Annotated in this window: 24 protein-coding genes and 1 riboswitch; of the genes, 13 read left to right on the top strand and 11 right to left on the bottom strand. The window is 73.1% G+C overall.

Translation table 11 applies throughout. The features are described 5' to 3' along the window. The 3 genes from AB0J80_RS35875 to AB0J80_RS35865 all read left to right on the top strand — a co-directional run. A partial coding sequence (locus tag AB0J80_RS35875; RefSeq protein ID WP_364713980.1) for a sigma factor-like helix-turn-helix DNA-binding protein occupies window positions 1–109 on the top strand: 109 nt, incomplete at its 5' end. Window positions 110–244: 135 nt separating this feature from the next. Further along, a complete protein-coding gene (locus AB0J80_RS35870) occupies window positions 245–580 on the top strand; it encodes a hypothetical protein (RefSeq protein WP_364713976.1) in 336 nt (111 codons plus the stop codon). Further along, complete coding sequence (locus tag AB0J80_RS35865; RefSeq protein ID WP_364713974.1) at window positions 577–1422, top strand: hypothetical protein; 846 nt, start codon at window positions 577–579, stop codon at window positions 1420–1422. The genes AB0J80_RS35870 and AB0J80_RS35865 overlap by 4 nt, the downstream gene beginning before the upstream one ends. 36 nt (window positions 1423–1458) lie before the next feature. Here AB0J80_RS35865 and AB0J80_RS35860 read toward each other — a convergent pair whose 3' ends face one another. Together AB0J80_RS35860 and AB0J80_RS35855 are read right to left on the bottom strand one after the other, a co-directional pair. After that, window positions 1459–2028, bottom strand: coding sequence for a general stress protein (locus AB0J80_RS35860; RefSeq protein WP_364713972.1), 570 nt, complete (start codon window positions 2026–2028; stop codon window positions 1459–1461). Window positions 2029–2043: 15 nt separating this feature from the next. Continuing rightward, the gene (locus AB0J80_RS35855; protein WP_364713970.1) at window positions 2044–2985 is read right to left on the bottom strand and encodes a phosphatase PAP2 family protein; all 942 of its coding nucleotides are present in this window, start codon (window positions 2983–2985) and stop codon (window positions 2044–2046) included. Window positions 2986–3160: 175 nt separating this feature from the next. Between AB0J80_RS35855 and gsmA the strand changes: the two genes are divergently transcribed. Next, complete coding sequence (gsmA, locus tag AB0J80_RS35850) at window positions 3161–4303, top strand: sporangiospore maturation cell wall hydrolase GsmA (RefSeq protein WP_364713969.1); 1143 nt, start codon at window positions 3161–3163, stop codon at window positions 4301–4303. A gap of 72 nt (window positions 4304–4375) precedes the next feature. After that, window positions 4376–6697: an ATP-binding protein gene (locus AB0J80_RS35845; protein WP_364713967.1), complete on the top strand. Its 2322-nt coding sequence runs from the start codon at window positions 4376–4378 to the stop codon at window positions 6695–6697. On the opposite strand, the gene AB0J80_RS35840 is transcribed toward AB0J80_RS35845, so the two are convergent. Then, the gene (locus AB0J80_RS35840; RefSeq protein WP_364713965.1) at window positions 6630–6995 is read right to left on the bottom strand and encodes a response regulator; all 366 of its coding nucleotides are present in this window, start codon (window positions 6993–6995) and stop codon (window positions 6630–6632) included. The two genes, AB0J80_RS35845 and AB0J80_RS35840, sit on opposite strands and share 68 nt — an antisense overlap. Window positions 6996–7090: 95 nt before the next feature. Between AB0J80_RS35840 and AB0J80_RS35835 the strand changes: the two genes are divergently transcribed. The 4 genes from AB0J80_RS35835 (at window position 7091) to AB0J80_RS35820 (ending at window position 13183) form a co-directional block, all read left to right on the top strand. Next, the gene (locus tag AB0J80_RS35835; protein ID WP_364713963.1) at window positions 7091–7870 is read left to right on the top strand and encodes an aldo/keto reductase; all 780 of its coding nucleotides are present in this window, start codon (window positions 7091–7093) and stop codon (window positions 7868–7870) included. A gap of 59 nt (window positions 7871–7929) precedes the next feature. Beyond that, a complete protein-coding gene (hrpA, locus tag AB0J80_RS35830) occupies window positions 7930–11847 on the top strand; it encodes an ATP-dependent RNA helicase HrpA (protein ID WP_364713961.1) in 3918 nt (1305 codons plus the stop codon). Window positions 11848–11940: 93 nt separating this feature from the next. Beyond that, window positions 11941–12321, top strand: a complete 381-nt coding sequence (locus AB0J80_RS35825) for a DUF6401 family natural product biosynthesis protein (protein WP_364713959.1) — start codon at window positions 11941–11943, stop codon at window positions 12319–12321. A gap of 64 nt (window positions 12322–12385) precedes the next feature. After that, window positions 12386–13183 carry a LamG-like jellyroll fold domain-containing protein gene (locus AB0J80_RS35820; protein ID WP_364713957.1) on the top strand — a complete coding sequence of 266 codons (798 nt, stop codon included), beginning with the start codon at window positions 12386–12388 and terminating at the stop codon, window positions 13181–13183. Window positions 13184–13412: 229 nt separating this feature from the next. On the opposite strand, the gene AB0J80_RS35815 is transcribed toward AB0J80_RS35820, so the two are convergent. The 7 genes from AB0J80_RS35815 to AB0J80_RS35785 form a co-directional block, all read right to left on the bottom strand. Further along, window positions 13413–13646, bottom strand: a complete 234-nt coding sequence (locus AB0J80_RS35815; RefSeq protein WP_364713955.1) for a hypothetical protein — start codon at window positions 13644–13646, stop codon at window positions 13413–13415. A gap of 194 nt (window positions 13647–13840) precedes the next feature. Further along, the gene (locus AB0J80_RS35810; protein WP_364713953.1) at window positions 13841–14884 is read right to left on the bottom strand and encodes a cobalamin-dependent protein; all 1044 of its coding nucleotides are present in this window, start codon (window positions 14882–14884) and stop codon (window positions 13841–13843) included. Next, window positions 14884–16608, bottom strand: a complete 1725-nt coding sequence (locus AB0J80_RS35805; protein WP_364713951.1) for a PP2C family protein-serine/threonine phosphatase — start codon at window positions 16606–16608, stop codon at window positions 14884–14886. Before AB0J80_RS35805 ends, AB0J80_RS35810 begins: the two co-directional genes overlap by 1 nt. 82 nt (window positions 16609–16690) lie before the next feature. Beyond that, window positions 16691–17470: an exodeoxyribonuclease III gene (locus AB0J80_RS35800; protein ID WP_364713949.1), complete on the bottom strand. Its 780-nt coding sequence runs from the start codon at window positions 17468–17470 to the stop codon at window positions 16691–16693. 76 nt (window positions 17471–17546) lie between these two features. Next, entirely contained in the window at window positions 17547–17696 is a 150-nt protein-coding gene (locus AB0J80_RS35795; protein ID WP_364713948.1) for a hypothetical protein, read from the bottom strand. Window positions 17697–17834: 138 nt separating this feature from the next. Beyond that, complete coding sequence (locus AB0J80_RS35790) at window positions 17835–20126, bottom strand: EAL domain-containing protein (RefSeq protein ID WP_364713946.1); 2292 nt, start codon at window positions 20124–20126, stop codon at window positions 17835–17837. Window positions 20127–20147: 21 nt separating this feature from the next. Continuing rightward, entirely contained in the window at window positions 20148–21008 is an 861-nt protein-coding gene (locus AB0J80_RS35785) for a universal stress protein (protein WP_364713945.1), read from the bottom strand. 178 nt (window positions 21009–21186) lie between these two features. Here AB0J80_RS35785 and AB0J80_RS35780 point away from each other — a divergent pair, with 178 nt between their 5' ends. After that, on the top strand, window positions 21187–22470 hold the full coding sequence (locus tag AB0J80_RS35780; protein ID WP_364713943.1) for a citrate synthase: 1284 nt from the start codon (window positions 21187–21189) through the stop codon (window positions 22468–22470). A 6-nt stretch (window positions 22471–22476) separates the two neighbouring features. Here AB0J80_RS35780 and AB0J80_RS35775 read toward each other — a convergent pair whose 3' ends face one another. Continuing rightward, on the bottom strand, window positions 22477–23763 hold the full coding sequence (locus AB0J80_RS35775) for a glycosyltransferase (RefSeq protein ID WP_364713941.1): 1287 nt from the start codon (window positions 23761–23763) through the stop codon (window positions 22477–22479). A gap of 66 nt (window positions 23764–23829) precedes the next feature. On the opposite strand from AB0J80_RS35775, the gene AB0J80_RS35770 reads away from it, so the two are divergent. From AB0J80_RS35770 to AB0J80_RS35760, 3 genes are read left to right on the top strand one after another with little or no spacing between them, the layout of a single operon-like run. Further along, on the top strand, window positions 23830–24135 hold the full coding sequence (locus AB0J80_RS35770; RefSeq protein ID WP_364713940.1) for a metalloregulator ArsR/SmtB family transcription factor: 306 nt from the start codon (window positions 23830–23832) through the stop codon (window positions 24133–24135). After that, on the top strand, window positions 24132–24659 hold the full coding sequence (locus AB0J80_RS35765) for an SRPBCC family protein (protein WP_364713938.1): 528 nt from the start codon (window positions 24132–24134) through the stop codon (window positions 24657–24659). The genes AB0J80_RS35770 and AB0J80_RS35765 overlap by 4 nt, the downstream gene beginning before the upstream one ends. A gap of 46 nt (window positions 24660–24705) precedes the next feature. Then, on the top strand, window positions 24706–26277 hold the full coding sequence (locus AB0J80_RS35760; RefSeq protein ID WP_364713936.1) for a gluconokinase: 1572 nt from the start codon (window positions 24706–24708) through the stop codon (window positions 26275–26277). Between the two features lie 69 nt (window positions 26278–26346). Beyond that, window positions 26347–26420: riboswitch (cobalamin riboswitch) on the top strand. Window positions 26421–26451 lie beyond the last annotated feature (31 nt).

Raw genomic sequence — 26451 nt, 5'->3', positions numbered from 1 at the left:
CACCCAGTCGCAGATCGCCGAGCAGATCGGCATCTCCCAGATGCACGTCAGCCGCCTGCTCACCAAGGCCCTGACCAAGCTCCGCGGCCAGCTCGACAACACACTCTGACGCCGGCGCCACGACCGCCCCGCACCCCTCACGGGGCGGTCGTCGCTGTGCCGACACACCCGTGACACGTACGGGCGACATTGGTCGGCCCGCTCTCTGGACCGCCGGTAGCTTCATGCCCATGTCGGTGCGGCCGTGCGTCCTCTCGCGTCCCGGCTGACCGGTCGCCGGGCCGCCGAGCACAGCGAGGCGGAGGCCGGCGCGGAGCTGCGCGCGCTGGGCGGCAAGGTCGGCATGCTCGGGGTCTTCCTGCTCAGCGCCGTCTTCGACCTGCTCTTCATCCTGCTCTGGATCTCGCTGCACTCGCTGGCGGCGCGGGTCCTCGGCTTCGCCGGGCGCCTGGAAGGCATGACCAAGGACATCACGGCGATCCTCCAGTGGATCTTCGACGTCTCGTCCCTCATCCCGATCCTCGTGTTCGTGCTCCGGGACCTGCGAGCGGCGGTGAAGCGGATATGGAACCACCGATGAGCGCGGCGCGCCTGCTCCTGCGCCGCCTCGGGCTGGAGGACGACGGCCCCCGCCCCGGCGAGGAGCCCGCGGCGCGGATGGCGGCCTCGATCCGCCGCCTCGAGGTCGTCCTCGTCTGGTACCTCGTGGCGACGACCGCGATCGTCGTCGTGGTCGGGCTGGTCGTCGCACCGGCCGGGACGGTGATCCTGCTGAGCGCCGGAGTTGCTCTGCTCTGCGGCTACCGGCAGCTCCGCCCGGGCAGAAGGGGGAGGCGGCACACGCTGACCATCTCCGGGAGGAGGCTGCGCGCGCGTGCGGCACCGCTGGCCGGAATGGCGCTGGCCGTCGTGATCGGCGGCGCGGTCGCATTCGGCGGCGAGATCGCCGGCGGTCCGGCCGACCCGGTGGACCCCACCACGACGCCGACGGTCGCCGGCCGGACTCCGGCATGGCTGCCCGCCGACCCGCGCTCCGTCAACGACGACATGCTGTTCGGCGTATCCGTCGACGCGCCCCGCGACGGCGCGCAGGTCGCCGGCGGGTGCATCCGGTTGCGAGGCCGCAGCGCCCTGCCGGTGGGGCGGACGGTGATCCTGGCGGCGCGTCGGGCCGATGTGCCGGACCCCAACCCGTTCACGTACTTCCTGGTCGACGACTGGTTCGACCCCGACGCGCTGCCTTCCTGGACCGGGACCGTGACGCTGCGGGCGTCGGCCGGTCAGAAGATCGACGTCGCGGTCCTGGTGGGAAAGGTGCCGGCCGTGCAGGAGCTCGCGGCCGGACCGACGGACCAGACGGCGAGCTTGCGCCTGGTGCACTACCTGACAGTGCTCGTCAGCGGGAACGCCGGACCCTGCTGAGGTACCCCGGCGCCCCGGCGCCGGGGTACCGGCGAGTCAGCTGGCGCCGCTGGTCTGCCAGTTCAGGCGGGTCAGCAGCTGCCGGGCGTCGTCCGCGACGTCCGCGTCGGCGATCACCGCGTACTGAGCCGCCTGCAGCGAGCTGCGGGAGGAGAAGTCGCGGCGGCCGCCGGTCATGGCCTGGGCGATGGCGCCGAACACGGCGCCCCAGATGGCGCCGATGAGCAGGCCCAGGAAGATGACGCTGAACCAGTTCGAGTCGCTGAAGAGGCCGAAGAAGAGGCCGAGGAACAGGCCGAACCACGCGCCGCTCGCCGCGCCGGCCATGGCGGCGCGGGCGACCGTCACCCGGCCCAGGACGTTCTCCACGAGGCGCAGGTCGGTGCCGACGATGCTGGTCCGCTCGACCGGGAACTTGTTGTCGGACAGGTAGTCGACCGCCTGCTGGGCGAGGGCGTAGTCCGGGTAGGTGGCCACCGTGACGGTGGGGCCGGGAAGGCCGGCGCGGGCGGCCGGGTCGGTCGCCGGTGTGAACGGGACACCGGCCGGGCCGGGCGGGACGGTGCCGGACGCGCCCGGCATGGTGGGGTCGGTGGGGGTGGTCATGGTTCCTCCAGGGGGTCAGTCGGGCAGGGGTGCGGAGAGGGCGGAGGCGGGCACCCGGGGCGAGCTCGGTGACGACGGCTGATCGCCCGCCGCGAGGCGTACCCAGACGGCGAAGATCGCCGCCACCGAGGCGGTGACGGCGGCGGCTCCGGCCCCGAAGGCGACGCGGCCGGAGGCGAGGCCCGGGACGAGGGTGTGGGACAGCGCCACCGCGCCGAGGCCGAGCAGGGCGGCGACCGCCGAGAACGCGCCCACGACGGTGAACAGCAGCATCGCCTTGCGGTTCGGCCGTGCCGTCACGCCGGTGATCCGGACGCGGCGGGCGCGGACGAACGCCGATGCCAGGGCGGCCCAGGCGAGCACCACCAGCAGGGCCGCGACGGTGTCGCTGGGGCGGTGCCACTCGGCCCAGACGGTGGCGATCGCGATGATCGTGACGTACGCCGCGCCGGCCAGCGCGACGGTGCCGCGGACGGCGAACGGCAGGACCAGGATCAGCGCGAATGCGACCGACGCCGCCGCGGTCGTGTGGCCGCTGGGGAAAGAGTTGGGTGCCGGGAAGCCGTCGAGGTCCGGGCGGGGGAGCCGGGACTTCAGCAGCTGCGTCGTCGCGTTCGCGCCCAGTACCAGGATGGCCGCGCCGATGGCCAGGTCCGCGCGGCGGCGGATGATGCCGATCGCGGCGGCTGCCAGGCAGACCGCCACCAGGCTGACCAGCGTCGTGCCGTTGAGGGCGCGGTCGAGCACCTCGACGACCCGGGGATGCTGCACGTCGGCGCCTCGCATGGCCAGGGTGTCGACCTTCTGGCCCGGTGAGGTGCGTACGCACGCGTAGTACACGAGAGCGACTCCCGCCGCCGCCAGCACGCTGACGAACGCGTGGCCGAGCACGTGCGTGACTCCGCGGCCGGCAGCGGCTGTCTCCTGCTGCGCGGGGCGGGATGCCAGGGCCGTCATCCGGTGGTCCTCCTGTACGTCGCGACGGGGCGGTCCCGCTATGCCCAGACCGCACCGTTTTCAAGCGTGGCAACTCGACTGCACCCGGCTTCGCTCTCAGCCCGCAACGGCCCGCCGGGACCTTCGAACGGAGCCGGAGCGAGGGGACGCCGAGGCCACGATCGAGGGGACTTCCATGGTGCGTACCGCCCGACGACTGCTCACCGGGCCGCTGCTCGCGGTCGCGCTCGGGGCCGGGCTGGTCGTGGCGCCGCAGGCCGCCGTCGCCGCCGGCGTGACCGCGACCATCAAGGTGGGCACCACACTGAAGGTCCGGTCCGCGCCGTCGCTGGCCGCGAAGGTGGTCGGTTCGCTGCGCAACGGCCAGAAGGTCACGGTCGCGTGCACCCTGACCGGCCAGCGGGTCAAGGGCTCGCTGCGCACCACGACGGCATGGGACAAGCTCGGCGAGGGCCGCTACGTCTCGCACGGGTACGTGTCGGCGTCGCGCACGCTGCCGCGCTGCGCCGTCGGCTCGCCGACCGCGGTGCCGGTCAAGGCCAAGCCGGTCACCACGCGCGCCGCCAAGAAGTACGTGGTCGGCACGGTCAAGAGCCTCGAGGGCCGCGTCAACCTGCGCTCGGCGCCGTCGACCTCCGGGGCGGTCCTCGGTTCGGTGGCGTCCGGCTCCAAGATCAATCTGGTCTGCGCGGTCACCGGGCAGAACGTCGACGGTACGGTGCGCACCACCAGCCAGTGGGACCGCACGACGGCCGGCGCGTACATCTCGCACGCGTACATGTACTCGGGCCCGATCCCGGCCTGTTCCGGGTCGACGGTGCCGGCGCCGACGGTGTCGCTCACCCCGGAGCAGTTCATCCGGGCCTCGGTGCCGGGCGCGCAGCGCGGCTGGCGTGACTACGGCGTCCCGCCGTCGGTGACGATCGCCCAGGCCATCCTCGAGTCCGGCTGGGGCCGCAGCGGCCTCTCGACGGTCGACAAGAACTACTTCGGCATCAAGTGCCAGAACGGCTCGTACGGCAAGCTCGCGAACGGCTGCCACGTCTACCGCACCAACGAGTGCACCAAGGCCGGCAACTGCTTCTCGACGTCGGCCGCGTTCCGCACGTATGCCACGCAGTCGCACTCGTTCCGCGACCACGGCAACTTCCTGCGCGTGAACCCCCGCTACAAGCCGGCGTTCGCGTACACCAAGGACGCCAACAAGTTCATCTGGAAGGTCTGGAAGGCCGGCTACGCCACCGACCCGAACTACTACACCAAGGTCACCGGCATCATGGCGTCCTGGAACCTCTACCAGTACGACACCTGGAAGTAAGTGAGCGATCCTCACCCCCGTCGGCGGAACCTCGCCGGCGGGGGTGATTTGCGTCTTATGCTCGGTTCAGTGATGAGCAGGCCCGGGACCGCGCGCGCCGAGCCGGCGCGAGCGTGGCACGGACGCTTCGTCGGCCCGCTCCTCGTGGTCGCCGTGCTCGTGCTCGGCGTCACCGTCACCCTGCTCACCGCCCGGGCGCTGCGCGACGACCAACGCGCGGCGGCCGACCGGGTGATGGACCAGCGCACCGCCGTCGCGCGGGCCGCCGTCATCGGGGAGACCGGCCGGTACCGCGACCTCATGCAGGCGGTGGCCGCCGGGCTCGGCACGAACGCCCGGCTCACCGCCGCCGACTTCTCCGCCGCCACCGCGCCCCTGGACCGTGCCGGCCTGGTCGGCGCCACCTCGGTCGCCTTCGTGGTCGCCGCCGCACCCGATGACGTCGCCGCCACCGAGCAGCTGTGGCGCTCCCGCGGCTCGTCCGGGCTCACGCTGCAGCCCTTCGGTGAGCCCCGCGAGCACCTGTTCCCGGTCTTCCGGCGCAGCCTCAACAACGGCGGCGCCGGCCCCAGGGGCATCGACGTGTCGGCCGCTCCCGAGGCCGCCGCCGCGTTGGCCGAGGCCCGCCGCACCGGGCAGCCCAGCGTGTCAGCCGCGTACGTCCTGCTGCGCGACCGGAACCTGCCGGTGGACCGGCAGCAGCTGTCGTTCCTGTTCGTGGCACCCGTCTTCGGCGCCGCGCCCACAGCGGGTGAGCCGCCGCCCTTCCAGGGCTGGCTGGCGATGGGCCTGCACGGCCGGGACTTCCTCGGCGGCGTGCTCAGCACCGCCAGCCAGGGCCTGCTCGACGGCGAGCTCTCCGCGACCGACGGCAGTGGCCGGCGCGTCGTGGTGGCGTCGTACGACACCCGGGGCGAGCGCGACCTGATCCGCCAGGCCGCCTTCCCGGTGGCCGACCGGCAGTGGTCACTGCTGACCGGCGCCGACTCGCACTACCTGCCGGGTGCCCGCAGCGGTACGCCCACCGCCGTCCTGGTCGGCGGCCTGGTCATCACCGGCATGCTGGCCCTGCTGACCTGGGTCCTGGCCACCGGCCGGTCCCGGGCCGAGGCGCAGGTGCTGGTGGCCACCGCCGACCTGCGGCTCGCCGAGGCGGAGAGCCGCCGCCAGGCCGGGCTGCTGAGCGCGATCATGGCCAGCATCGGCGACGGCGTGGGCGTGGTCGACGAGAACGGCGCCTACCTGCTGCACAACCCGGCGGCCAAGGCGCTGCTCGGGGTGCCCGACGACATCGACGGGCCGGACGGCTGGCAGGAGCACTACGGGCTCTTCCGCCCCGACGGCCAGACGCCGTTCCCGGTGGAGGAGATGCCGCTGGTACGGGCGCTGCGCGGCGAGGCCTCGGACGGCGTCGAGATGATCATCCGGAACGAGAGCCGCCCGGACGGCATCCTGGTCAGCGTCGACGGCCGGCCCCTCGACCCGAGCGCCGGGCAGCACGGCGCGGTGGCGGTCTTCCACGACATCACCGACCTGCGCCGCTACGAGAACGACCTGGCGGTCTTCGCGGGCGTGGTCGCGCACGACCTCAAGGCACCGCTGGCCGTCGTCCGCGGTCATTGCGAGAACGCCGACGACGAGCTCGCCGACGCGCCCGACGGCCCGGAGGTACGCGAGGCCCGCTCGGCGCTGCTGCGGGTCGCCGGCGCGGTGGATCGGATGGGCGCCATGATCGACACGCTGCTCGCGTACACGACGGCACGGGATGCGCCGCTCAAACTGCGGCCGGTATCGCTCAGGCCGCTGGTCGAGGACGTGGTCGAGGAGCGTACACAGCAGCCGCGCCCGGCCGGCACCCCGCCCCCGGACATCTACGTCGGCCCGCTGCCCGTGGTCGACGCGGACCCGGCGATGCTGCGCCACGTGGTCGACAACCTCGTCGGCAACGCCCTGAAGTACGTGCCGGCGGGCCGCGCCGCCCGGATCGACGTCACGGCGGCGCCCGCCGAGCAGGGCTGGACCCGCATCGAGGTGGCCGACCGGGGCATCGGCATCCCGGCGGAGGACCAGCCGGACATCTTCGAGTCGTTCCACCGGGCGCGGACCGCCGCCGGGTACGCGGGCACGGGCCTCGGCCTGGCCATCTGCCGCCGCATCGTGGAGCGCCACGGCGGCGTGATCGGGGTGTCGGACAACCCGGGCGGCGGCACCCGGTTCCACTTCACCCTGCCGCTGGCCACCGGCGCCGGACCGGACGACCCGCAGGCGGCGCTGGACCGGGCGCTCGCCGAGCGGGCCGCGATCGAGCAGGCGACCCTGCCCGGGGTCACACCGGCCGGGACGGCATCAGCTCCGCCACGCATGCGAGAAGCTGGGCCGGCAGGAACGGCTTGAGCAGCGTCGCGGTGGCACCCACCTCGGCGGCCCGCTCGTCGCCGGGCAGCAGCGAGCCGCTGGCCAGCACCACCGGGATGTGCCGCAGGCCGTCGTCGGCGCGGATCGCCCGGCACAGGTCCAGGCCGGTCATCTTCGGCATGTCGACGTCGGTGACCACGACGTCCGGGCGGTGGCGGCGCACGGCCTCGAGCGCGGCGGCGCCGTCGGTGGCGGCGACGACCTGGTGGCCCGCGCGCTCCAGGACGCGTTGCAGGACGAACAGGATGTCCTCGTGGTCCTCGGCGACGACGATCATGCGGCCGGCCCTCTTTCCCGCGACGGTGTCGCAGGGTTAAAGACGCAGCCGGCGCGCGGACACGGGCCGGACCGAGTTCGTTGCAAGATGGAGCCATGACCCTTCCCTCCGTGTCCCTGGGCGGGCCGGTCGCCATGCCGCTGCTGGGCTTCGGCACCTGGCAGCTGCGGGGCGACGCGGCCTACCACGCCGTCCGCGAGGCCCTCGAAGCCGGCTACCGCCACCTCGACACCGCCACCATGTACGGCAACGAGGCCGAGGTGGGCCGGGCGCTGGCCGACAGCGGCGTACCCCGCGACGAGGTCTTCGTGACCACCAAGCTGCCGCCGGAACGCGCCGGCCGGGAGCGCGCCACCCTCGACGCGAGCCTGTCCGCGCTGGGCCTGGACGCCGTCGACCTGTGGCTGATCCACTGGCCGCCGCGCCGGGGCGCCTCCGTGGCGGTCTGGCGGGAGTTCCTGGCCGCGCGGCAGGAGGGGCGGGCGCGCGCCGTCGGCGTCAGCAACTACGACGTCGCCGACATCGACGAGCTGGCCGCCGCCACGGGCGAGAAGCCGGCGGTCAACCAGATCCGTTGGGGCCCGAAACTGTACGACCCCAAGCTGGTCGCCGAGCACCGCGAACGGGGCATCGTGGTCGAGGGCTACTCGCCGTTCAAGACCACGAACCTGCACGACCCGGTGCTCACCAGCATCGCCACCGCCCACGGCGTCGACCCGGCCCGGGTGGTGCTGCGCTGGCACATCCAGCACGGCATCGTGGTCATCCCCAAGAGCGGTACCCCCGAGCGCATCGCCGGCAACGCCCGCATCGACGGCTTCGAGCTCTCGTCCGACGAGATGGCGCAGGTCGACGGCCTGTCCCGGTTCGGCTGAGCGCCAGCGGCGATAATCACCGGGCGTTTCCGGCCGGGTGTGCCTATTGTTGTTCCGCCATGTCTGTAACGCCCATAAGCCAGGACCTCGCCGAGCTCCGCCGCAGGATGTCCGCTCTGCTTCCCCGCGACGAGCACCGGCTGGGGAGGCGGCTCGAGGGCACCCGCAGAATCCGGGACGAGGCCGCGCGGGCCGCCGTGCTCGCCGAGATCGCCGACGAGGTCGCCCGCGCCGAGGAACGCCGCGAGGCACGAGTGGCCGGGGTGCCCCCGGTGTCGTATCCCGCGGAGCTGCCCGTCAGCGCCCGCAAGGACGACATCCTGGCCGCCATCCGCGACCACCAGGTCGTCATCGTGGCGGGGGAGACCGGCTCCGGCAAGACCACTCAGATCCCGAAGATCTGCCTCGAGCTGGGCCGCGGCGTGCGGGGGCAGATCGGGCACACCCAACCGCGGCGGATCGCCGCACGCACGGTGGCCGAGCGCATCGCCGAGGAGCTGGGCACCTCGCTGGGCGCGACGGTCGGCTACAAGGTGCGCTTCACCGACCAGGTCTCCGACGAGACCATGATCAAGGTGATGACGGACGGCATCCTGCTCGCCGAGATCCAGAACGACCGGATGCTGCGCCGCTACGACACCCTGATCATCGACGAGGCGCACGAGCGCAGCCTCAACATCGACTTCATCCTCGGCTACCTCAGGCAGCTGCTGCCGAAGCGGCCGGATCTCAAGCTGATCATCACGTCGGCGACCATCGAGACGCAGCGCTTCGCCGAGCACTTCGCCTCTCCGCAAGGGCCGGCGCCGGTCATCGAGGTGTCCGGACGGACCTACCCGGTCGAGGTGCGCTACCGGCCGCTGGTGGAGGAGACCGAGGACAGCCGTGAGGAGCCGGTCGACCTCATCGACGGCATCGCCGCCGCGGTCGACGAGCTGGGGCTGGAGAGCCGCGGCGACATCCTCGTCTTCCTCAGCGGCGAGCGTGAGATACGCGACGCCGCCGACGCGCTGAACCGCCGCGACCTGCGCGACACCGAGATCGTGCCGCTCTACGGCCGGCTCTCCGCCGCCGAGCAGCACCGCGTCTTCGAGCGCCACACCGGGCGCCGGGTCGTGCTGGCCACCAACGTCGCCGAGACGTCGCTGACCGTCCCCGGCATCCGCTACGTCATCGACCCCGGCACCGCGCGGATCTCCCGCTACAGCAACCGGCTCAAGGTGCAGCGGCTGCCCATCGAGCCGGTGTCGCAGGCCAGCGCGAACCAGCGCAAGGGCCGCTGTGGGCGTACCAGTGACGGTATCTGCATTCGGTTGTACTCCGAAGAGGATTTCGAGGGGCGGCCGGAGTTCACCGAGCCGGAGATCCTGCGCACGAACCTGGCCTCGGTCATCCTGCAGATGACCAACCTCGGCCTCGGTGACCTGGCCGCGTTCCCGTTCATCGACCCGCCGGACCGGCGCAACGTCACCGACGGCATCAAGCTCCTCGAGGAGCTGGGCGCCCTCGACAAGCGCAAGCTGACGCCGATGGGCCGGCAGCTCGCCCAGCTGCCGGTGGACCCGCGGCTGGCCCGCATGGTCATCGAGGCCGGCAAGCAGGACTGCGTGGCCGAGGTCATGGTCGTCGCGGCGGCACTGTCGATCCAGGACCCGCGCGAGCGCCCCACCGACAAGCAGCAGCAGGCCGACGAGAAGCACGCCCGGTTCACCGACAAGGAATCGGACTTCTTCAGCTACCTCAACCTGTGGCGCTACCTGCGCGAGAAGCAGCGCGAGCTGTCCGGTAACCAGTTCCGGCGCCTGTGCCGCAGCGAGTTCCTCAACTACCTGCGCGTGCGGGAGTGGCAGGACATCTACGCGCAGCTGCGGCAGGTGTCCCGGAGCCTGGGCCTGGAGATCACCGAGGACGACGAGCGCGTACCGGACGCGCAGCGCTTCCACACCGCGCTGCTCGCCGGCCTGCTCAGCCACATCGGACTCAAGGACGTCGACAAACGGGAGTATCTCGGCGCCCGCGGGGCCAAGTTCGCCCTGTTCCCGGGTTCGGCGCTGTTCAAGAAGCAACCCCGCTGGGTGATGTCCGCCGAGCTCGTGGAGACCTCGCGGCTGTGGGGCCGGGTCAACGCCCGGATCGAGCCGGAGTGGGCCGAGAAGCTAGCACCGCATTTGGTCAAGCGCAGCTACAGCGAACCGCACTGGGAGAAGAAGCAGGGCGCCGTCATGGCGTACGAGAAGGTGACCCTGTACGGGCTGCCGATCGTGCCCCGGCGCAAGGTCGGCTACGGCAAGGTCGATCCGGAGCTGTCCCGGGAGCTGTTCATCCGGCACGCCCTGGTCGAGGGCGACTGGGACACCCACCATGCGTTCTTCGCCGAGAACGCCCGGCTCCTCGAGCGGATCGAGGAGATCGAGAACAGGGCCCGCCGCCGCGACATCAAGGTGGACGACGAGACGGTCTTCGCCCTCTACAACGCGCGCATCCCGGCCGACGTGGTCTCGGCCCGGCACTTCGACGCCTGGTGGAAGAGGGCGCGCCGGGACGACCCGCAGCTGCTCACCTTCACCCGGGAGATGCTGGTCAACGCCGGTCGCGACGCCGTCGACCCGGCCGCCTACCCGGACGCCTGGCTGGCCGGCGGCGTCCGGCTTCCGCTGTCGTACCAGTTCGAGCCCGGTGCCGCCGCCGACGGCGTGACCGTGCGGGTGCCGCTGCCGCTGCTCAACAAGCTCGACGCCGACGACTTCGGCTGGAACGTGCCCGGGCTGCGTAAGGACATCATCGTGGCGCTGATCCGGGCCCTGCCGAAGCAGCTGCGGACCAGCTTCGTGCCGGTCCCGGACTGGGCCGACGCCGTCCTCGCCCGCATCCCGGCCCGCCGCGGGGCGCTTCCCGACGCGGTCGGCGACGAGCTGCGCCGGCTGACCGGCACGGTGGTGCCGCGCGACGCCTGGCGGCCCGACCAGGTCCCCGACCACCTGCGGATCAACTTCCAGGTGGTCAACGAGGACGGCGCCGTGGTGGGGGAGGGCCGCGACCTGGACGTGCTGCGCACCGCCCTGGCCCCGAAGGTCCAGGCCACGATCTCGGCCGCGGCCGGCGACATCGAGCGGCGCGGCATCACCACCAACGACTTCGGTACGCTGCCCCGCACGGTCCAGCAGGTCCGCGGCGGCTACGAGGTCACGGTGTACCCGGCGCTCGCCGACGAGGGCGGCAGCGTGGCGGTGCGCGTCTTCGAGACCGAGGCCGAGCAGCGGGAGGCGATGCGGGCCGGAACCCGCCGGCTGCTCCTGCTGACCCTGCCGCCGGCCGCCCGCTACCTGCAGGGGCGCCTGGACAACCGGGCCAAGCTGGAGCTGTCGCGCGGCAACCCGTACCGCTCGATCGCCGACCTGCTCGACGACTGCGCGGGGGCTGCGGTCGACCGGCTCGTGCAGGACGCCGGCGGCCCCGTGTGGTCGACCGACGCGTTCGCCAAGCTGCGCGACGAGGTGCGCGCCGACCTGGTGGACGCCACCGCCACGGTGGTCACCCAGGTGCAGGCGGTGCTCGCGACCGCGTACGAGATCGGCCAGCGGCTGAGCACGACGCGCGACCCGGCCCTGGTCCCGGCGCTCGCGGACATCCGGGCGCAGCTCAAGGCGCTGGTCCACCCCGGATTCGTCACGGACACCGGCTGGCGGCAGCTGCATCATCTGCCCCGGTACCTCAAGGGCATCGCGTACCGCCTCGACCGGCTCGCCGGCAACCTGGCGCGCGACCGGCAGCTGATGGCACAGCTGCAGGAGATCGAGGCGGAGTATCGCGAGCTGCGCGCGGAGCTGCCCCGGGGCGGTCCCGCCGACGAGGGGCTGCGGGAGATCCGGTGGATGCTCGAGGAGCTGCGGATCAACTTCTTCGCGCAGTCGCTGGGCACCGCGTACCCGGTCTCGGACAAGCGGATCTACCGGGCGATGGACCAGCTCCCCGCCTGATCCGGCCCCCGAGAGGTGCGCTGTGGGGAGCGGTCGGGTGCCGTTCGGTTACCCGGCTGTCATCCGGCCGCCGGAGGCCCTAGCGTCCTTCCCATGACGAACGAATTCCTCGCCTTCGCCCCGATTTCCGCCGCTCCCGCCGTCGACCCGGCCCGCGCGCTGCTGGACGAGATGATGGCGCGGGTGGGCGTCGACGGCCTGGCCGCCGCGCTCGGCGACGCCGGCCTGCTCGCCCAGGTCGACCAGCATGCCGCCGCCGTCCGGGACGCCCTGCACCACGCCGGTCGCGAGGTCGACGCGGAGGGGCTGGCCGCCTACGCCAAGTCGATCGCCGCCGCCGCCGAGCGGATGGGCCGCCCGGTGCCGCAGCCGGGTGAGGCGTACGTGTCGGGGAGCGCCTGGCTGAGCGCCGAATGGCACCTCATGCGCCTCGTGGCCGTCTGCATGATTGCCGAGTCGGCCGGTCTGCTCTAGTCCCTGTCCGAAACGCCGAGCTGTTGAACTTCGCGGTGTTTCGAGGGGAACGTACCTTTTACGGATGCGTCTCCCCGTCAGAATCGCCACGACTGTCCTGACTCTGCCCCTGCTCGCCGCGACAGCCCTCGCGACCACCGCGGCGTCCGCCGAGGTGAGAGCCACACCGGCCACCCGGGCAACGCTAGCCACCGCGGCCGCTGCCGCACCCGTCACGGTCGCCCGCTACACGTTCGACACGGGCACCGTCGCCGCCGGTAAGGTCGCCGACCGCTCCGGCAGGGGAACCGCCCTCACCGTCCGCCGGGCCGACGGCGGCCAGATCCACTTCAACGGCACGACCGCCGACAAGTACGCCGCCTTCCCCGCGCCCTGCGCCGACAGCGCCACCCTCTGCCCGCGCCTGCTCCTCGAGGGCACGGACGACCCGGACCTCGACCCGGGCACCCGGCTGTTCCGCTGGGGCGCCACCGTACGCCTCACCAAGGCGCAGGTCACCGACTCGTCGAACGTCATGCAGAAGGGCGTCTCGGACACCGAGAGCCAATGGAAGATGCAGATCGGCGCCGCCCAGGGCAAGGCCCACTGCGTCGTCATCGGGCAGGGCGCGGCGAAACCGACGATCTACATCGTGCGGTCCACCGTCGGCGTGGCCGACAACAAGTGGCACGACGTCATGTGCCAGCGCTCCGGCACCCGCCTCACCGTCTACGTCGACGGCACGGACCGCGGTCACATCGCCATCCCGTCGACGCTGTCCGTCGGCAACAACCTGCCGCTGCGCATCGGCGGCCCCAACTTCCACACCCGCAGCGACATGTACCACGGCCTGCTCGACGACGTGTGGGTGCGGATCGGCTGAGCCTCCGGGCCCCGCTCCCACATCGGCTCGGCCGGGCGGGGACCCGGACACAGGGAAGGCCGGGACCTCGGCAAGGGTCCCGGCCTTCCCGCGTCCGCGCCGGTCGGGTGCGCCGAAGGGCGTGTCAGGTGCGCCTGAGCGCGTGTCACCGGCCGGTCAGGTGCGCCTGAGCGCGTGTCACCGGCCGGTCACGTGCCCCGGGACGCGTGACACCGGCCGGCGGTGCCGGTCAGCTGCGCCGGAACGCGTAGGACCGGCCGGTGCCGGCGGTCGCGGCGCGACCGGAGCGGGCGCGGCCGGAGCGTTCCCGGGCGGCCTGGCGCGTGTCCTCGGCGCCGTGGTGCGCTGAGGTGCCGTGCCGGGCGTCCGCGCGGGCGGCGACCGCCGGCACATCCACCACGGCGAGGCGAACGCGGGCGAGGTCTTCCTGGTCGACGGGGACGGAGAAGGGCTGGGCAGGCATAAGGGCCTCCTCGGAGATGACGAGGGGGAAACCGTGGCGAGAAGAAGAGCGCGATGAGCCCCGGGCGCCGGATGCGGCGAACCCACGGCGGACGAACACCGCCGGACTACCCGGTGCCGGAATGCGGCAGAGGCAGCGTCTCAGGAGATCATGCGGCTCACGGTAGTCCCGGGGGCCAGGGGCGCGCGACCTATTTAACTGCCGACCCGCGCCAGACCGGCGTCCAGGATGCCCGTCGCCGTGGGGAAGTCCCGGAGCTGCTCCTTGACCAGCCGCAACCCGGCCTGCAGAGCCACCGGCGGCACACTCCGCGCCTCGAGCACCGCCGCCGTCCAGTCGAGGAAGTCCGTGAACACCTGCGGGTCGCCGACGTACAGCGCGGCCGCGAGGAAGTCCACGATGTGGCCCAGGTCCTCGATCGTCGCATCGTGCTGGCGCTGGTCGTACGCGGCCATGGGCGGGTAGGCGGCGGTGAGGCGGTCCATGGTGCCCTGGACCAGGTCGCCGCGGTGGCGGACCACGTACGTGTACTCGTCGTCGCCGAGGAACGCGGTCGCGTACGGGTCGCCCATGACCGGCGGCCAGCGGTGCGCGAGCCGGGCGACCGCCTCCTCCGCACCGGCCGCCCATGCGTCGGCGCCGAGGCGCTGCGCCCAGCGGCCGTCCTGGCCGAAGCCGCGGCCGCCCGCGATCACCGGCACGCCCACCGAGCGGCACGCCGTGATCGCGGCGTGCGCGCGGGGGAGCCGGGTCGGGATCATGCAGCTCAGCGCCACGGCGTCCGGGCCGGTCTGGTGCAGGTGGGTGACCAGGTGCGGGCCGGGGACGCTGGCGCCGAGGAAGTCGACCCGCCAGCCGTCGAGCCGCAGCATCTCGCCGAGGATCCGTACGGGAAGCGCGTGCCACTCACCGTCCACGCAGGCCACCGTGATGCGGCCGCGGGTGGGCCGGGCCGTCGAGCGGGCCGACACCGCCGCCAGGGCGCGTTCACTGATGGCCGTCGCCGCGTGCTCGCGGGCGATGGACCACTCGTTGGTGGCCCACAGCTCGCCGACGCGGCCCTGGGTGGGGGCGATCAGGTCGAGCATGATCCGCTGGGCCGGTACGCCGGCGTCGAGCAGGTCGGTGACCACGCAGACCGCGCCGTACTCGTCGCCGTCGCCGACCAGCCGCAGATAGTGGTCGGCGAGGCCGGGTTCGTCGAGGGACGCGGGCGGGTTCGTCGTGAAGACAGTCATCAGCGGGCGCGGTTCCTCCGTTCACCCCGCCGGGCGTCGATGGCGAAAGGCGAGCCTGCGGGGCCGGTGTCCATCAGGCTGAGTTTGGTACGCGTCGGCGCGCGCACGGCCAGCAGCGCGATGTCGTCGCGGACGCCGCCGTGCACCCAGTCGGAGACGAGCTGGCGGATCCGCTCGACGGCCGCGTCGCCCGGCATCCCCCGGCAGCTGGACAGCGCGGCGCGCAGCCGGGCCTCGCCGTACTGTTCCTGACCGGTGGGGCCGCCGCGGGCCTCGGTGAGCCCGTCGCTGTAGAGCAGGCACAACTCGCCCGGGCCCAGCTCGACGGCTGCCGGCCGTACGGTGATGTCAGGAACGACCCCGACCAGCGTGCCCTTGACCGGGGCCGCCTCGACCGTGCCGTCGGTGCGCAGCACAAGCGGCACCGGGTGGCCGCCGGTGGCCAGGCAGATGCGCACCCGGCCGTGGTCGGTGCGGGCGATCGAGCCGAGGACCAGCGTCACGAACCGGTGCTGACGGCCGGAGGTGAGCAGCGCGCGGTTGAGCACCTTGAGCAGCGCGGCCGGGTCGTGCTCCACCAGGCACAGCGCGCGCAGGGTCTGCCGGATCTTGCCGGTGAGCACGGCGGCCTCGGGGCCCTTGCCGCAGACGTCGCCGAGCACGACCACCGTCTCGCGGCCGGGCTCGGTGGCCTCGTAGACGTCGAAGAAGTCGCCGCCGATGCGCAGGGCGTCCCGGGCGGCCTGGTAGGAGCCGACCAGTTCGACGCCGTCCGGCTGCGGCAGCTCTGGCGGCAGCAGGTCGGCCTGCAGGATGGCGGTGGTGTCCACCTGCTCGCGGTAGAGCGCCGCCGCCGAGATGGCCGCCCCGGCCCGGGCGGCGAAGATGCGCGCCAGCACCTCGTCCTCGGGCGAGAACTCGGCGTCCGCGCCCCGGCGGGCGAGGATCAGCGCGCCGGCCGGCTCGGCGTTGCCCGGCAAGGGGGTGACCAGCAGGGCCCCGACCGGCCCGAAGTCCTCCGGGAGCAGCCAGGCGGGCACCTGCGACGCGTCCAGCCAGCGGCTGGGGATCGGCGGGAAGCCGGCGAGCGCCTCCTCCAGGCCGGGAACCTCGGTGAGCAGCTTCTCGCGCAGCGACCCCTCCTCGACGGAGCCGTCGCTGACGAGGCGGATCCACTCGCTCTGCCGCCGTTGCGCCGGCAGCACCACCACGGCGGCATCCGCCAGGTGGGACACGGCCAGCTCGACAGTGGTACGCAGGCAGCGCCGCTGATGCAGCGACGCGGAGAGCCGGCGCCCCGCCTCGGCGAGGAAGGCCGTGCGCTCCCGCTCGGCCCGGAACTGCTCCGCGCGGCGCATCTCTTCGGTGCAGTCCCGCAGATACCAGGCGTAATGGTGCTCGTCGAGCGGCCGGCGGCGTCCGTGCACCTGCCGGCCACCGAAGTCGTCCGTGAACGTCTCGGCGCCCTCGGCCAGAGCGAGAGCGAGCGCCGCCAGCGGTCCGCCGGCGACGCTCGCACCGGGCAGCATCGTGGGCACGAGCTCCGCGGCTGCCGCGTTGACCAGCACAATCGTGTCGTCGTCCGTGGTGCACACGACGACCGCCTCGGCAGAGGCGTCGAGTGCCGCTCGCAGCAGGGCGGGAGCGGGGGCATGGACCGGCGGACCGGTCGCGTGACCATCGCTCCGTACGTCGTCCGCTTGCAGCGGAAGGTGAGCCGTCACCACGGTCCTCCTTTCTCATCTCCCCGCCGGACAGGATCGCGATCCCACCCACCCTACGCGTTCGGTGGGTGGGCGTCGCTGCTCAGAAGGTGGAACCGGGGTCGGTGTCGACCACGATCGGCGCGTGGTCCGACGGCCCTTTGCCCTTGCGGGCCTCGCGGTCGACCACGGCGTCGCGGACCGCGGCGGCGACGTCGGCGGTCGCGTACACGAGATCGATCCGCATCCCCTTGTTCTGATGGAACATCCCGGCCCGGTAGTCCCAGTACGTGTACGGCCGGTCGCCCTTGAGCGGGCGCGGGACGACGTCGGTGAAACCCAGGTCGCGAAGGGCGGCGAGGGCGTCGCGCTCGGGCGGCGTCACGTGGGTGGAGCCGATGAACAGCCGCGGGTCCCACACGTCGTCGTCGGTCGGGGCGACGTTGAAGTCGCCGGTCAGCACGGCCGGCCCCTTCTGCTCGGCCAGCGCGGCGCGCAGCGCGGCGAACCAGGCCAGCTTGTATGCGTAGTGCGGGTCGTCCGGCGTGCGGCCGTTGGGCACGTAGACCGAGGTGAAGCGGATCCCGCCGCAGGTGGCGCTGATCGCGCGGGCCTCCGGGTCGGGGAATCCGGGCTCACCGTCGAAGCCGCGCCGCACGTCGTCGAGGCCGATCCGGGAGAGCACGGCGACGCCGTTCCAGCGCCCCTGACCGTACGCGGCGGTCTCGTACCCCAGCTCCGCGACCTCGGCGGCCGGGAAGGCGTCGGCGCCGACCTTGGTCTCCTGCAGGCACAGGACGTCCGGCCGGGTGCCGTGCAGCCAGTCCAGCAGGCGGGGGAGGCGGGCCTTGACGGAGTTGACGTTCCAGGTGGCGAAGCGCATGGCTCCAGCCTGCCCCATCGGGCGGCGGGGAGCGCGTCAGCGCTCCGGGAGACGGTGCTCGGGGGCGAGGGGCGCGTCAGCGCTCCGGGGAGCGGTGCTCGGCGCGCATCGGGGCGCCGTTCGCGCGGGTGGCCGCGAGCAGGGCGGCGGAGAGGCCGGTGGCGAGCACCAGAAGCACGGCCACCAGCCAGATGACCGAGCCGTCGGATCCGATCAGAGCTGCCATGACTATCGCCTCCCTGGTCCATGTGATCGGCAGTCCCGGTCCCGATGCAAGGAACCCGGCCGAGCAAATAGTGCCGGACTCGAGGAAGGTACGCCAGTGGAGGGAGAGACCTTTGTCACCCCCTGGGGATTCGGAGGGTCAGGCCGGTCCCGCGGCCAGCGGGGCCGGGCCGGGCACGTGCCGGTCGGCGGCCCAGTGCAGCGCGAAGTCCCCGGCCGGCACGCCCGGCCCCCACAACCAGCCCTGCCCCTGGACCACGCCGGTCGCGGCGAGCGCGTCGCGCTGCACCCGGGTCTCGACGCCCTCCGCGACGATGCTGAGCCCCAGCGCCCGGCTCATCGCCACGACCGCCCGGACGATCTCCTCGTCCTCGGCGCTCTCGCCGAGCCCGGACACGAACGAGCGGTCGATCTTGACGCCGGTGACGGGGAAGCGGCGCAGGTAGCCCAGGGCCGAGAAGCCGGTGCCGAAGTCGTCGACGAGCAGGCGCAGGCCCAGCTCGCGCAGCTCGTGCAGGACCCGGGCCGCGACGCCCCCGCCGTCGACCATCACGGACTCGGTCATCTCCAGCGCCACGGCGGTGGCCGGAACGCCGTGGTGACGCAGTTCCGTCGCGACCGTGGCGGGCATCTGCGGATCGGCGAGCTGGCGGGGCGACACGTTGATGGAGAGGTAGAAGTCGCCGGTCACCGTGCCGTCGGCGCGCCACTGCGCCAGCTGGCGCAGGGCCTCGTTGCGGACCCAGGTGCCGAGGGGCTCGATCAGCCCCGAGTCCTCCGCCACCGGGATGAAGATCGTCGGCGGGATGGGGCCCCGCTCCGGGTGGGTCCACCGCACGAGCGCCTCGGCGGCGGTGGGCCTGCCCGTGTCGAGACGCACGATCGGCTGGTAGACCACGGTCAGCTTGTTCTCCGCGAGCGCCGTACGCAGGGCGCCCTCCAGCTCGATGCGCTCGCGCACCCGGTCGTGCATGGAGGCGTCGAAGATGGTGCTGCGGCCGGGTCCCTCGCCCTTGGAGCGGTACATCGCCGTGTCCGCGTCGCGCAGCAGGGCCTCGGTGACCGCCGCCGGGTCGCCGCCGGCCGGGGCGTGGGCCAGGCCGATCGACGCGCTGATCACCACCTCGGTGTCGCGGACCGGAACCGGTGTCGCGAAGCAGCCCTGGATGTCGTCGACGAGCCGCAGTGCGCCCGGCTCGTCCCCGACGTACGTCACCAGGAACTCGTCCCCGCCGACGCGGGCGAGCATCGAGCCGGGCGGCACGGCGGCGCGCAGCCGTGCCGCCACCTCGATGACCAGCTGGTCGCCGGTGTCGTGGCCCCATGAGTCGTTGACCCACTTGAAGCCGTCGAGGTCGAGCAGGCCCACCCAGACCCGGGCCGGTCCTCCCACCGGCACGCGGCCGGCCAGCCGCTCGACCTCCGTGGTGACCATGCGCCGGTTGGGCAGGCCGGTGAGCGGGTCGTGCATCGACTGGTACTCGGAGTGCAGCTGCGCGGCCACCTGGGCCTGCACGGCGGACACGGCGCGCATCAGCAGCAGCGCCATGATGCCCAGGCCGCACGCGCCGATGAGCATCCGGTACTCGAAGGAATGTCCACCGACCACCGCCAGCAGCACGAACGGGGTGCACACGGCCGGCATCAGCAGCGCCATGCGCTGCCACGACCAGGCCTGGACCGGGTGGCGGTCGGCCCGGCCCAGCTCCACCACCGACGGGTGCAGGGCGCTGACCCCGAGCAACGTGTACGCCAGCAGGAACGGCACGTCGAGCAGCGGGCTCGCGTAGGTGCGGCCGGACACGCCGATGATCGCGTACGCGAGGTCGCCGACGAGCATCAGCCCGATCCCGCTCACCAGGGCGACCAGGCTGGGCGGCCAGGTGCGGGCGGTGAACGTCAGGTTGACGCACATCGCCAGCAGCACCACGTCGAAGAGCGGGTACAGGCCGGCGAGGACGGAGACGAGCGGTGGCCGGTCCGCGATGGCCGCGGCCGGGGCGGCCAGCAGCAGCGCGCCGGCGAGTCCGCCGGCCAGGCAGACGATGAGGCCGTCGAGCACGGCGTGCCGCTCGATGCTGCCGCGGGCCCGCAGCAGGAGCATGAAGTAGACACCGAGCAGCGCATATCCGGGGATGGTGGCGGCGTCGGCGAACAGCGGCTGTGCGGTCACGAAGGGACGGACCATCACGCCGATCAGGAAGCAGAGCGCCGCGCCGCCCATGATCGGCCAGGCGGCCCGCGGCCGGGCGGCGAACCGGCGCGGGACGGCGAAGCAGGCCGTCATCGTGCCGAGGGCGATCGCGGCGAAGCAGACGGCGTCCACCGTCGAGGAGAGGCCGAACGTGTAGACGAGCGTCGCCGCGGCGCCGGTCAGGCCGAACGCCTGCCACCACGGGCGGGCACGGGGCGGTGCCGCAGTGGCTCGCACGCGTACCCCCCCTGGCAGCCGTCAGCTCATCAGCACCCCCGCCGTTGGCACCGTACCGTCCACCGGGCCGTCCTCGGCAGGACTTCCGTGGACGAACAGGGTCGGGCAGGCGCAGCGGCGCAGCAACTCGCCCGCCACGGCGCCGAGCAGCGAGGTGCTGTCGGTGCCGCGAGGGCCCACGATCATCATGCGGGCTCGGCGGGAGGCGCGTACGAGAGTTGGCGCAGGATCTCCCACCAGGACCCGGCTCTGCGCCCCGGCGGCCTCGGGGACCGCGGCGAGCGCGGTATCGAGCAGCCGCCGCCCGGCCGGCACCTCCGCCGAGCTTCGCGCCACGTGCACCACCTCCAGCGCGACGTCCCGGCGGCACGCCTCGGCGGCCGCGGTCCGCAGCGCCAGCAGCGAGCTGGCCGACCCGTCGACGGCCGCCATGAGCGGCCCCGAGGGCGGCCGCACGCCGCGGGCCACGACCACCGGGCAGCGCGAGTGGGCGACCGTCTGCACGAGCAGCGAGTCGAGCGGCAGCCGCGGGCTGGTCGCCAGGTCGTCGTCGCCGAGCACCAGCAGCTCGGCCGTGCGGCTGCGGCGCAGCAGCTCCCGCACGGGCAGACCGTCGACCAGCACGCCCTCGACCCGGACACCGGGTACGGAACGGGTCGCGGTCGCCTCGGCTTCTCGCACGATGAGTTCGGCTTCGTGTCGCGCGGAGCCGTAATCCGGGGGATCATCGGTGTAGCGCCGGCCGGGCCAGGCGAAGACGTGCAGGATCCGTAACGACTTCCCGCGTGCCACCGCCTCCCGGGCACCCAGCCGCGTCGCCGCCAGGCCCGCGGCCGTCCCGTTCACGCCCACGACGACAGGAGCAGGGTCCGCAATCTGCATCGGTTCACCACCTCCGCACCGCGACGACGCGGTTCACAGACCATTATCTATGGTTGAGTGCGGATCGCAGTCGTGATCAATCCCTCAGCGGTCGACCGCCTGATGACCCGTTCAGCCTGAGGGTTTACGGTGAACGGCAGGTTATTGGCGACATCTGCCGGTGAAGTGAGGGAAATACATGACGGATGTCAAGCTCGACCACCCCGGTGGCCAGTTGTCCCTGCCGGTGCGCCCGGCGGTCGAGGGCCCGGGCGGGATCGAGATCAGCGCCCTCCTCAAGGAGACCGGCTACGTCACGCTCGACCAGGGTTTCGTCAACACCGCCTCGTGCGCGTCGGCGATCACCTACATCGACGGTGACGCCGGCATCCTGCGTTACCGGGGCTTCCCGATCGAGCAGCTCGCGGGCAAGGCCTCGTTCCTCGAGGTCTCCTACCTGCTGATCCACGACGCCCTGCCGACGCCGGCCCAGCTCGCCGAGTTCGCCGACAAGATCCGGGTGCACACGCTGCTGCAGGAGGAGATGCGCACCTTCTTCTCCGGCTTCCCGCGCGACGCCCACCCGATGGCGGTGCTCTCGTCCGCGGTGACCGCGTTGTCGACCTTCTACCAGGATGCGCTGGACCCGACCGACCCCGAGCAGGTCGAGATCTCCGGCATCCGGCTGATGGCGAAGCTGCCGACCATCGCGGCGTACGCGTACAAGAAGTCGATCGGCCACCCGCTGCCGTACCCGGACAACTCCCTGGACTACGTCGACAACTTCCTGCGCATGACCTTCGGCCTGCCGACCGTCACCTACGAGGTCGACCCGAAGGTCGCCAAGGCGCTCGACATGCTCTTCGTGCTGCACGCCGACCACGAGCAGAACTGCTCCACCTCCACGGTGCGCCTGGTCGGGTCGGCGCAGGCCAACCTCTTCGCCTCGGTCGCGGCGGGCATCAACGCCCTGTCCGGCCCGCTGCACGGCGGCGCGAACTCGGCGGTGCTGGAGATGCTCGAGCAGATCCGCGCCGACGGCGGTGACGTCCAGTCCTTCGTGCGCCGCGTCAAGGCGAAGGAGAAGGGCGTCAAGCTGATGGGCTTCGGCCACCGGGTCTACAAGAACTACGACCCGCGCGCCGCGATCGTGAAGAAGGCGGCGCAGGATGTGCTGTCCACGATGGACCGCCCGGACCCGCTGCTGGACCTCGCGTTCGAGCTCGAGGAGATCGCGCTCGCGGACGACTACTTCGTCTCGCGCAAGCTCTACCCCAACGTGGACTTCTACACCGGCCTGATCTACAAGGCCATGGGCTTCCCGACGAAGATGTTCACGGTGCTGTTCGCGCTCGGCCGGCTTCCCGGCTGGATCGCGCAGTGGGGCGAGATGATGGCCGACCCGACCACGAAGATCGGCCGTCCGCGCCAGCTCTACACGGGCGAGGCCGAGCGCCAGTTCGTCCCGATCGACGAGCGCTGACGTTTCTCACGCTTTCCGGCCGTCCCGGTTCTCCGGGGCGGCCGGACGTGTCTCCAGGGAGCCCAGCCAGGAGATGACGCGAGCCGCGCCGTCCTCGCCGGCCAGCCGCGCGGCCACGGCCTGCGCCCGCCCGCGGTGGCGAGGGTCCGTCGTGACGGCGGCCAAAGCGGCCGCCAGCCGGTCCGCGGTGAGCCGGGATAGCGGGATCGGCGCCGGGCTGACCCCGAGACGGTGCAGCCGGCGGGCCCAGAACGGCTGATCGGCCAGCACGGGTACGGCCACAGCCGGCACCCCCGCCCGCAGCCCCGCCGCCGTGGTGCCCGCGCCCGCGTGGTGCACGACCGCTGCCATGCGCGGAAAGAGCCAGTCGTGCGGCAGGGCGCCGACGCTGAGGACGCCGGGGTGGTCGTCGCCGGCGCGCAGCCCGGCCCAGCCCGCCTGCACGACCGCGCGGACGCCGGCCGAGCGGACAGCCGCGAGCACGGTGGCCGCCAGGCGGTCGCCGTGCCCCGGCGCCATGCTCCCGAAGCCGACGAACACCGGCGGCGGGCCGGCCGCCAGGAACGCCTCGACCTCGGCGGGCGGGGTCCAGCCGGGCGGCCGGGCGGGCCACCAGTAGCCGACGACCTCCTGCGAGGGCGGCCAGTCCGCCGGGCGCGGCACGACCGCGGGGCTGAAGCCGTGGAACGTCGGCCATCGGTGCTGCTGCCGCCGTTGCAGGCTCCGGATGCCGCGGCGCGGCAGATCCAGCCGTTCGCGCAGGTCGCGGATCGGGCGGCGGTAGAGCGGCCGGGCGGCGGCCCCGGTGAGCCGGCCCAGCAGCCGGTTGGCGGCCGGCCCGGCCGAGCGCCCGCCGATCAGCACCGGTCCGAAGTCGCCGGTGGGTTGGACCGGTTGCAGGAACACGCCGGCCCACGGGATGCCGGCGGCCTCGGCGACCTGGTAGCCCAGGGGCGCGACCATGGTGGACAGCAGCATCACCTCCGCCCGGGTGTCGCGTACCGCCGTGACGATGCCTTCGCCCAGCTCGGCGATCAGGGGGCGGGCGATGCGCATCAGCCGGGCCAGCGCCCGCGGGCCCGTGCCCGAGCCGCTGCCGTCCTGGCCGCGCGCCTGCGGCAGGACGCGCCGCAGGTCCCCCGGGATCGGCACGAACGGCAGGGCGACCTGGTCGCGGAACGGCTCGTGGGTGGCCAGGGTGACCTCGTGGCCGGCGGCCCGCAGGCGGTCACCGAGACCCGTGTACGGCGCCACGTCGCCGGTCGACCCGGACGTCACGATCAGCACCCGCACTGGGTCATCATCGCACCGGCATCCATGCCTTGACGGTTATATAACCGCAGTGGAATAGTCGGCGTCGTGCCCGTCGATGCCATCTCCGTGCTGGCCGAGCCCACCCGCCGCCGCATCCTCGACGAGCTGCGCCTGGCCGAGCGCAGCGTCGGTGACCTGGTCGGCGCCCTCGCCCTGAGCCAGCCGGCCGTCTCCAAGCACCTCAAGGTGCTCCGCGAGGCCGGGTACGTCTCCAGCCGCACCGCCGCCCAGCAGCGCATCTACCGGCTCGAGCCGGGACCGTTCCGGGCACTGGAGGACTGGCTGGCGCCGTACCGAAGCTTGTGGAGCGACCACCTCGACGCCCTCGTCCACCATCTGGAGCAATCATGACCAGCTTCGATCCGGGGCCGCCCCGCGGCGCCGACGTCATCCCCGCCGACGGCCGCTGGACTCTCGTCTTCGTCCGCGAGCTGCGCCATCCACCGGAGAAGGTGTGGGCGGCGCTCACCGAGCCGGAGCGCTTGGACCAGTGGGCTCCGTTCGCCGCCGAACGCGACCTCTCCCGTACCGGTGACGTCACCCTGGTAATGGTCGACGGCCCGGACCGGACCGCGAGCCGGGCCACCGTGCTGCGTGCCGAACGCCCCGCCCTGCTCGAGTACACCTGGGGCGACGACCTGCTGCGCTGGGAGCTCGAACCCACCGCGGACGGCACCCGGCTGATCCTGCGGCACACGTTCGCCGAGCGCGACGGCGCGCCGATGTTCGCGGCCGGCTGGCACCTCTGCGCCGCCGTGCTTGCCCGCCTCCTGGCCGGCGAGCCGGTCGGGGTGATCCGGGGGCGCGACGCGATGGCGCACGGCTGGGACGAGCTGCGCGCGGCGTACGAGAAGGAGTTCGCCTCCCACGCTTGAGCGGCGTGCTCATCGGGCATGTCTGCGACACGGACGGGAGGGGCGCATGGACGTCGTCATCGGGATCGACACCGGAACCACCGCCACGAAGGCCGTCGCGGCCGGGATGGACGGTGAGGTGCGCGCCGTGACCAGCGCACACTATCCGCTCTCCGTGCCGGGACCGGGCCGCGCCGAGCTCGACCCGTCCCGGCTGCGCGAAGCCGCCGCCGAGGCGCTGGTCGCCGTGGCGCGCGAGTGCCGGGAGCGGGGCGACCGCGTCCTGGCGGTCAGCCTCAGCGCGTTCCTGCACGGCCTCGTGCCGATGGACGCCGGGGGCGATCCGATCGGGCCGCTGATCACCTGGGCCGACAACCGGTCGTCGCGGCAGAGCGAGGAGCTCGCCGCGGCCGGCCGGGCCAAGGCCCTGCAGGCGCGGACGGGGACCCCGGTGCATCCGATGGCGCCGCTGGCGAAGCTCGCCTGGTGGCGTGCGGAGGACCCGGCGAAGCTGCGCGACACGCCCCGCTGGGGTGGGGTCAAGGAGGTCGTGCTGAGCGGCCTGGCCCGGGAGGGCTTCGTCGTCGATCTCTCGGTCGCGTCCGGCACCGGCCTCTACGACATCCATGCGCGCCGCTGGGACCCGGAGGCGCTCGACATCGCCGGCATCGAGGCCGGCCGGCTCGCCGAGGTGGTGCCCACCACCACGGCGCTGAAGCTGCACCCCGACGTGGCGACCGCGGCGGGGCTGCCGGCGGACACCCCGCTGATCATCGGGGCGGCGGACGGGCCTCTCGCGAACCTGGGCGTCGGTGCCACCCCGGCCGGGGTCGCGGCGGTGTCCCTGGGCACCAGCGGAGCCTTGCGCACGGTGGTCGGGGCGCCCACGGCCGATAGGGCCGGACGGCTGTTCTGCTACGCACTGACCGAGGACCGGTGGGTGCTGGGCGGGGCGATCAACAACGCGGGGTCGGTGGTGCGCTGGGCGGGCCAGACGATGGCCGAGGGCTTCGACCGCCCGGCGGCCGAGGGGGAGGACGCGGACGTACGCGACGCCGCGCTGCTGGAGGAGGCGGCATCGGCGCCCCCGGGCAGCGACGGGCTGCTCTGCCTGCCGTACCTGCTGGGCGAGCGGGCCCCGTGGTGGCGCGGCGGGATGCGCGGGGCCTACCTGGGGCTGCGTCGCGAGCACGGCCGCGCCCACCTGGTCCGCGCCGCCGTCGAGGGCGTCTGCCAGCAGCTCGCCCTGGTCCGCGACACGTTCGCGGCCGAAGGCATCCCGATGACCGAGGTACGCGCGACCGGCGGCGCGGTCGCCTCCGACCTGTGGGTGACCGTGCTCGCCGCCGCCCTGGACCTGCCGGTGGCCATCGCGGACACGCCGGAGGGCACCGCGCTGGGCGCCTGCCTGCTGGGCCTGCACGCGATCGGCGACCTGCCCGACCTGGACCGGGCCGCCGCGCTGGTCGACGTCACCACGCACACCCGGCCCGACCCCGGGGACGCCGCGCTCTACAAGCGGTTGCGGCCGCTGGTCGAGCGGTCCGCGCTCGCGGTCACCGACGTGCTCACCGAGCTCGACAAGCTGGCGCCCTCGCCGCTGCCGGGCACGGAGAAGGCGGTGGGCGCCGACGCGTGAGGATGGCCACGACGGCCCGCGTTGACGCGGCGGGCGGCGGTGCGACAGAGTGACCGGCGAGCGGTAGCGGAGGAACCCGGTGCGAGTCCGGGACGGTCCCGCCACTGTGACCGGGCAGCCGCTGCCCGGGAGTCAGGAGACTCCGGCCGCTCGCTCCCTCCCACACGCGGGCGT

It is taken from the genome of Actinoplanes sp. NPDC049548 (genome assembly GCF_040676695.1).
Lineage (GTDB): Bacteria > Actinomycetota > Actinomycetes > Mycobacteriales > Micromonosporaceae > Actinoplanes.
Note: the sequence above shows the minus strand (reverse complement) of the source record. Positions and strands in the feature narration are given on the sequence as shown.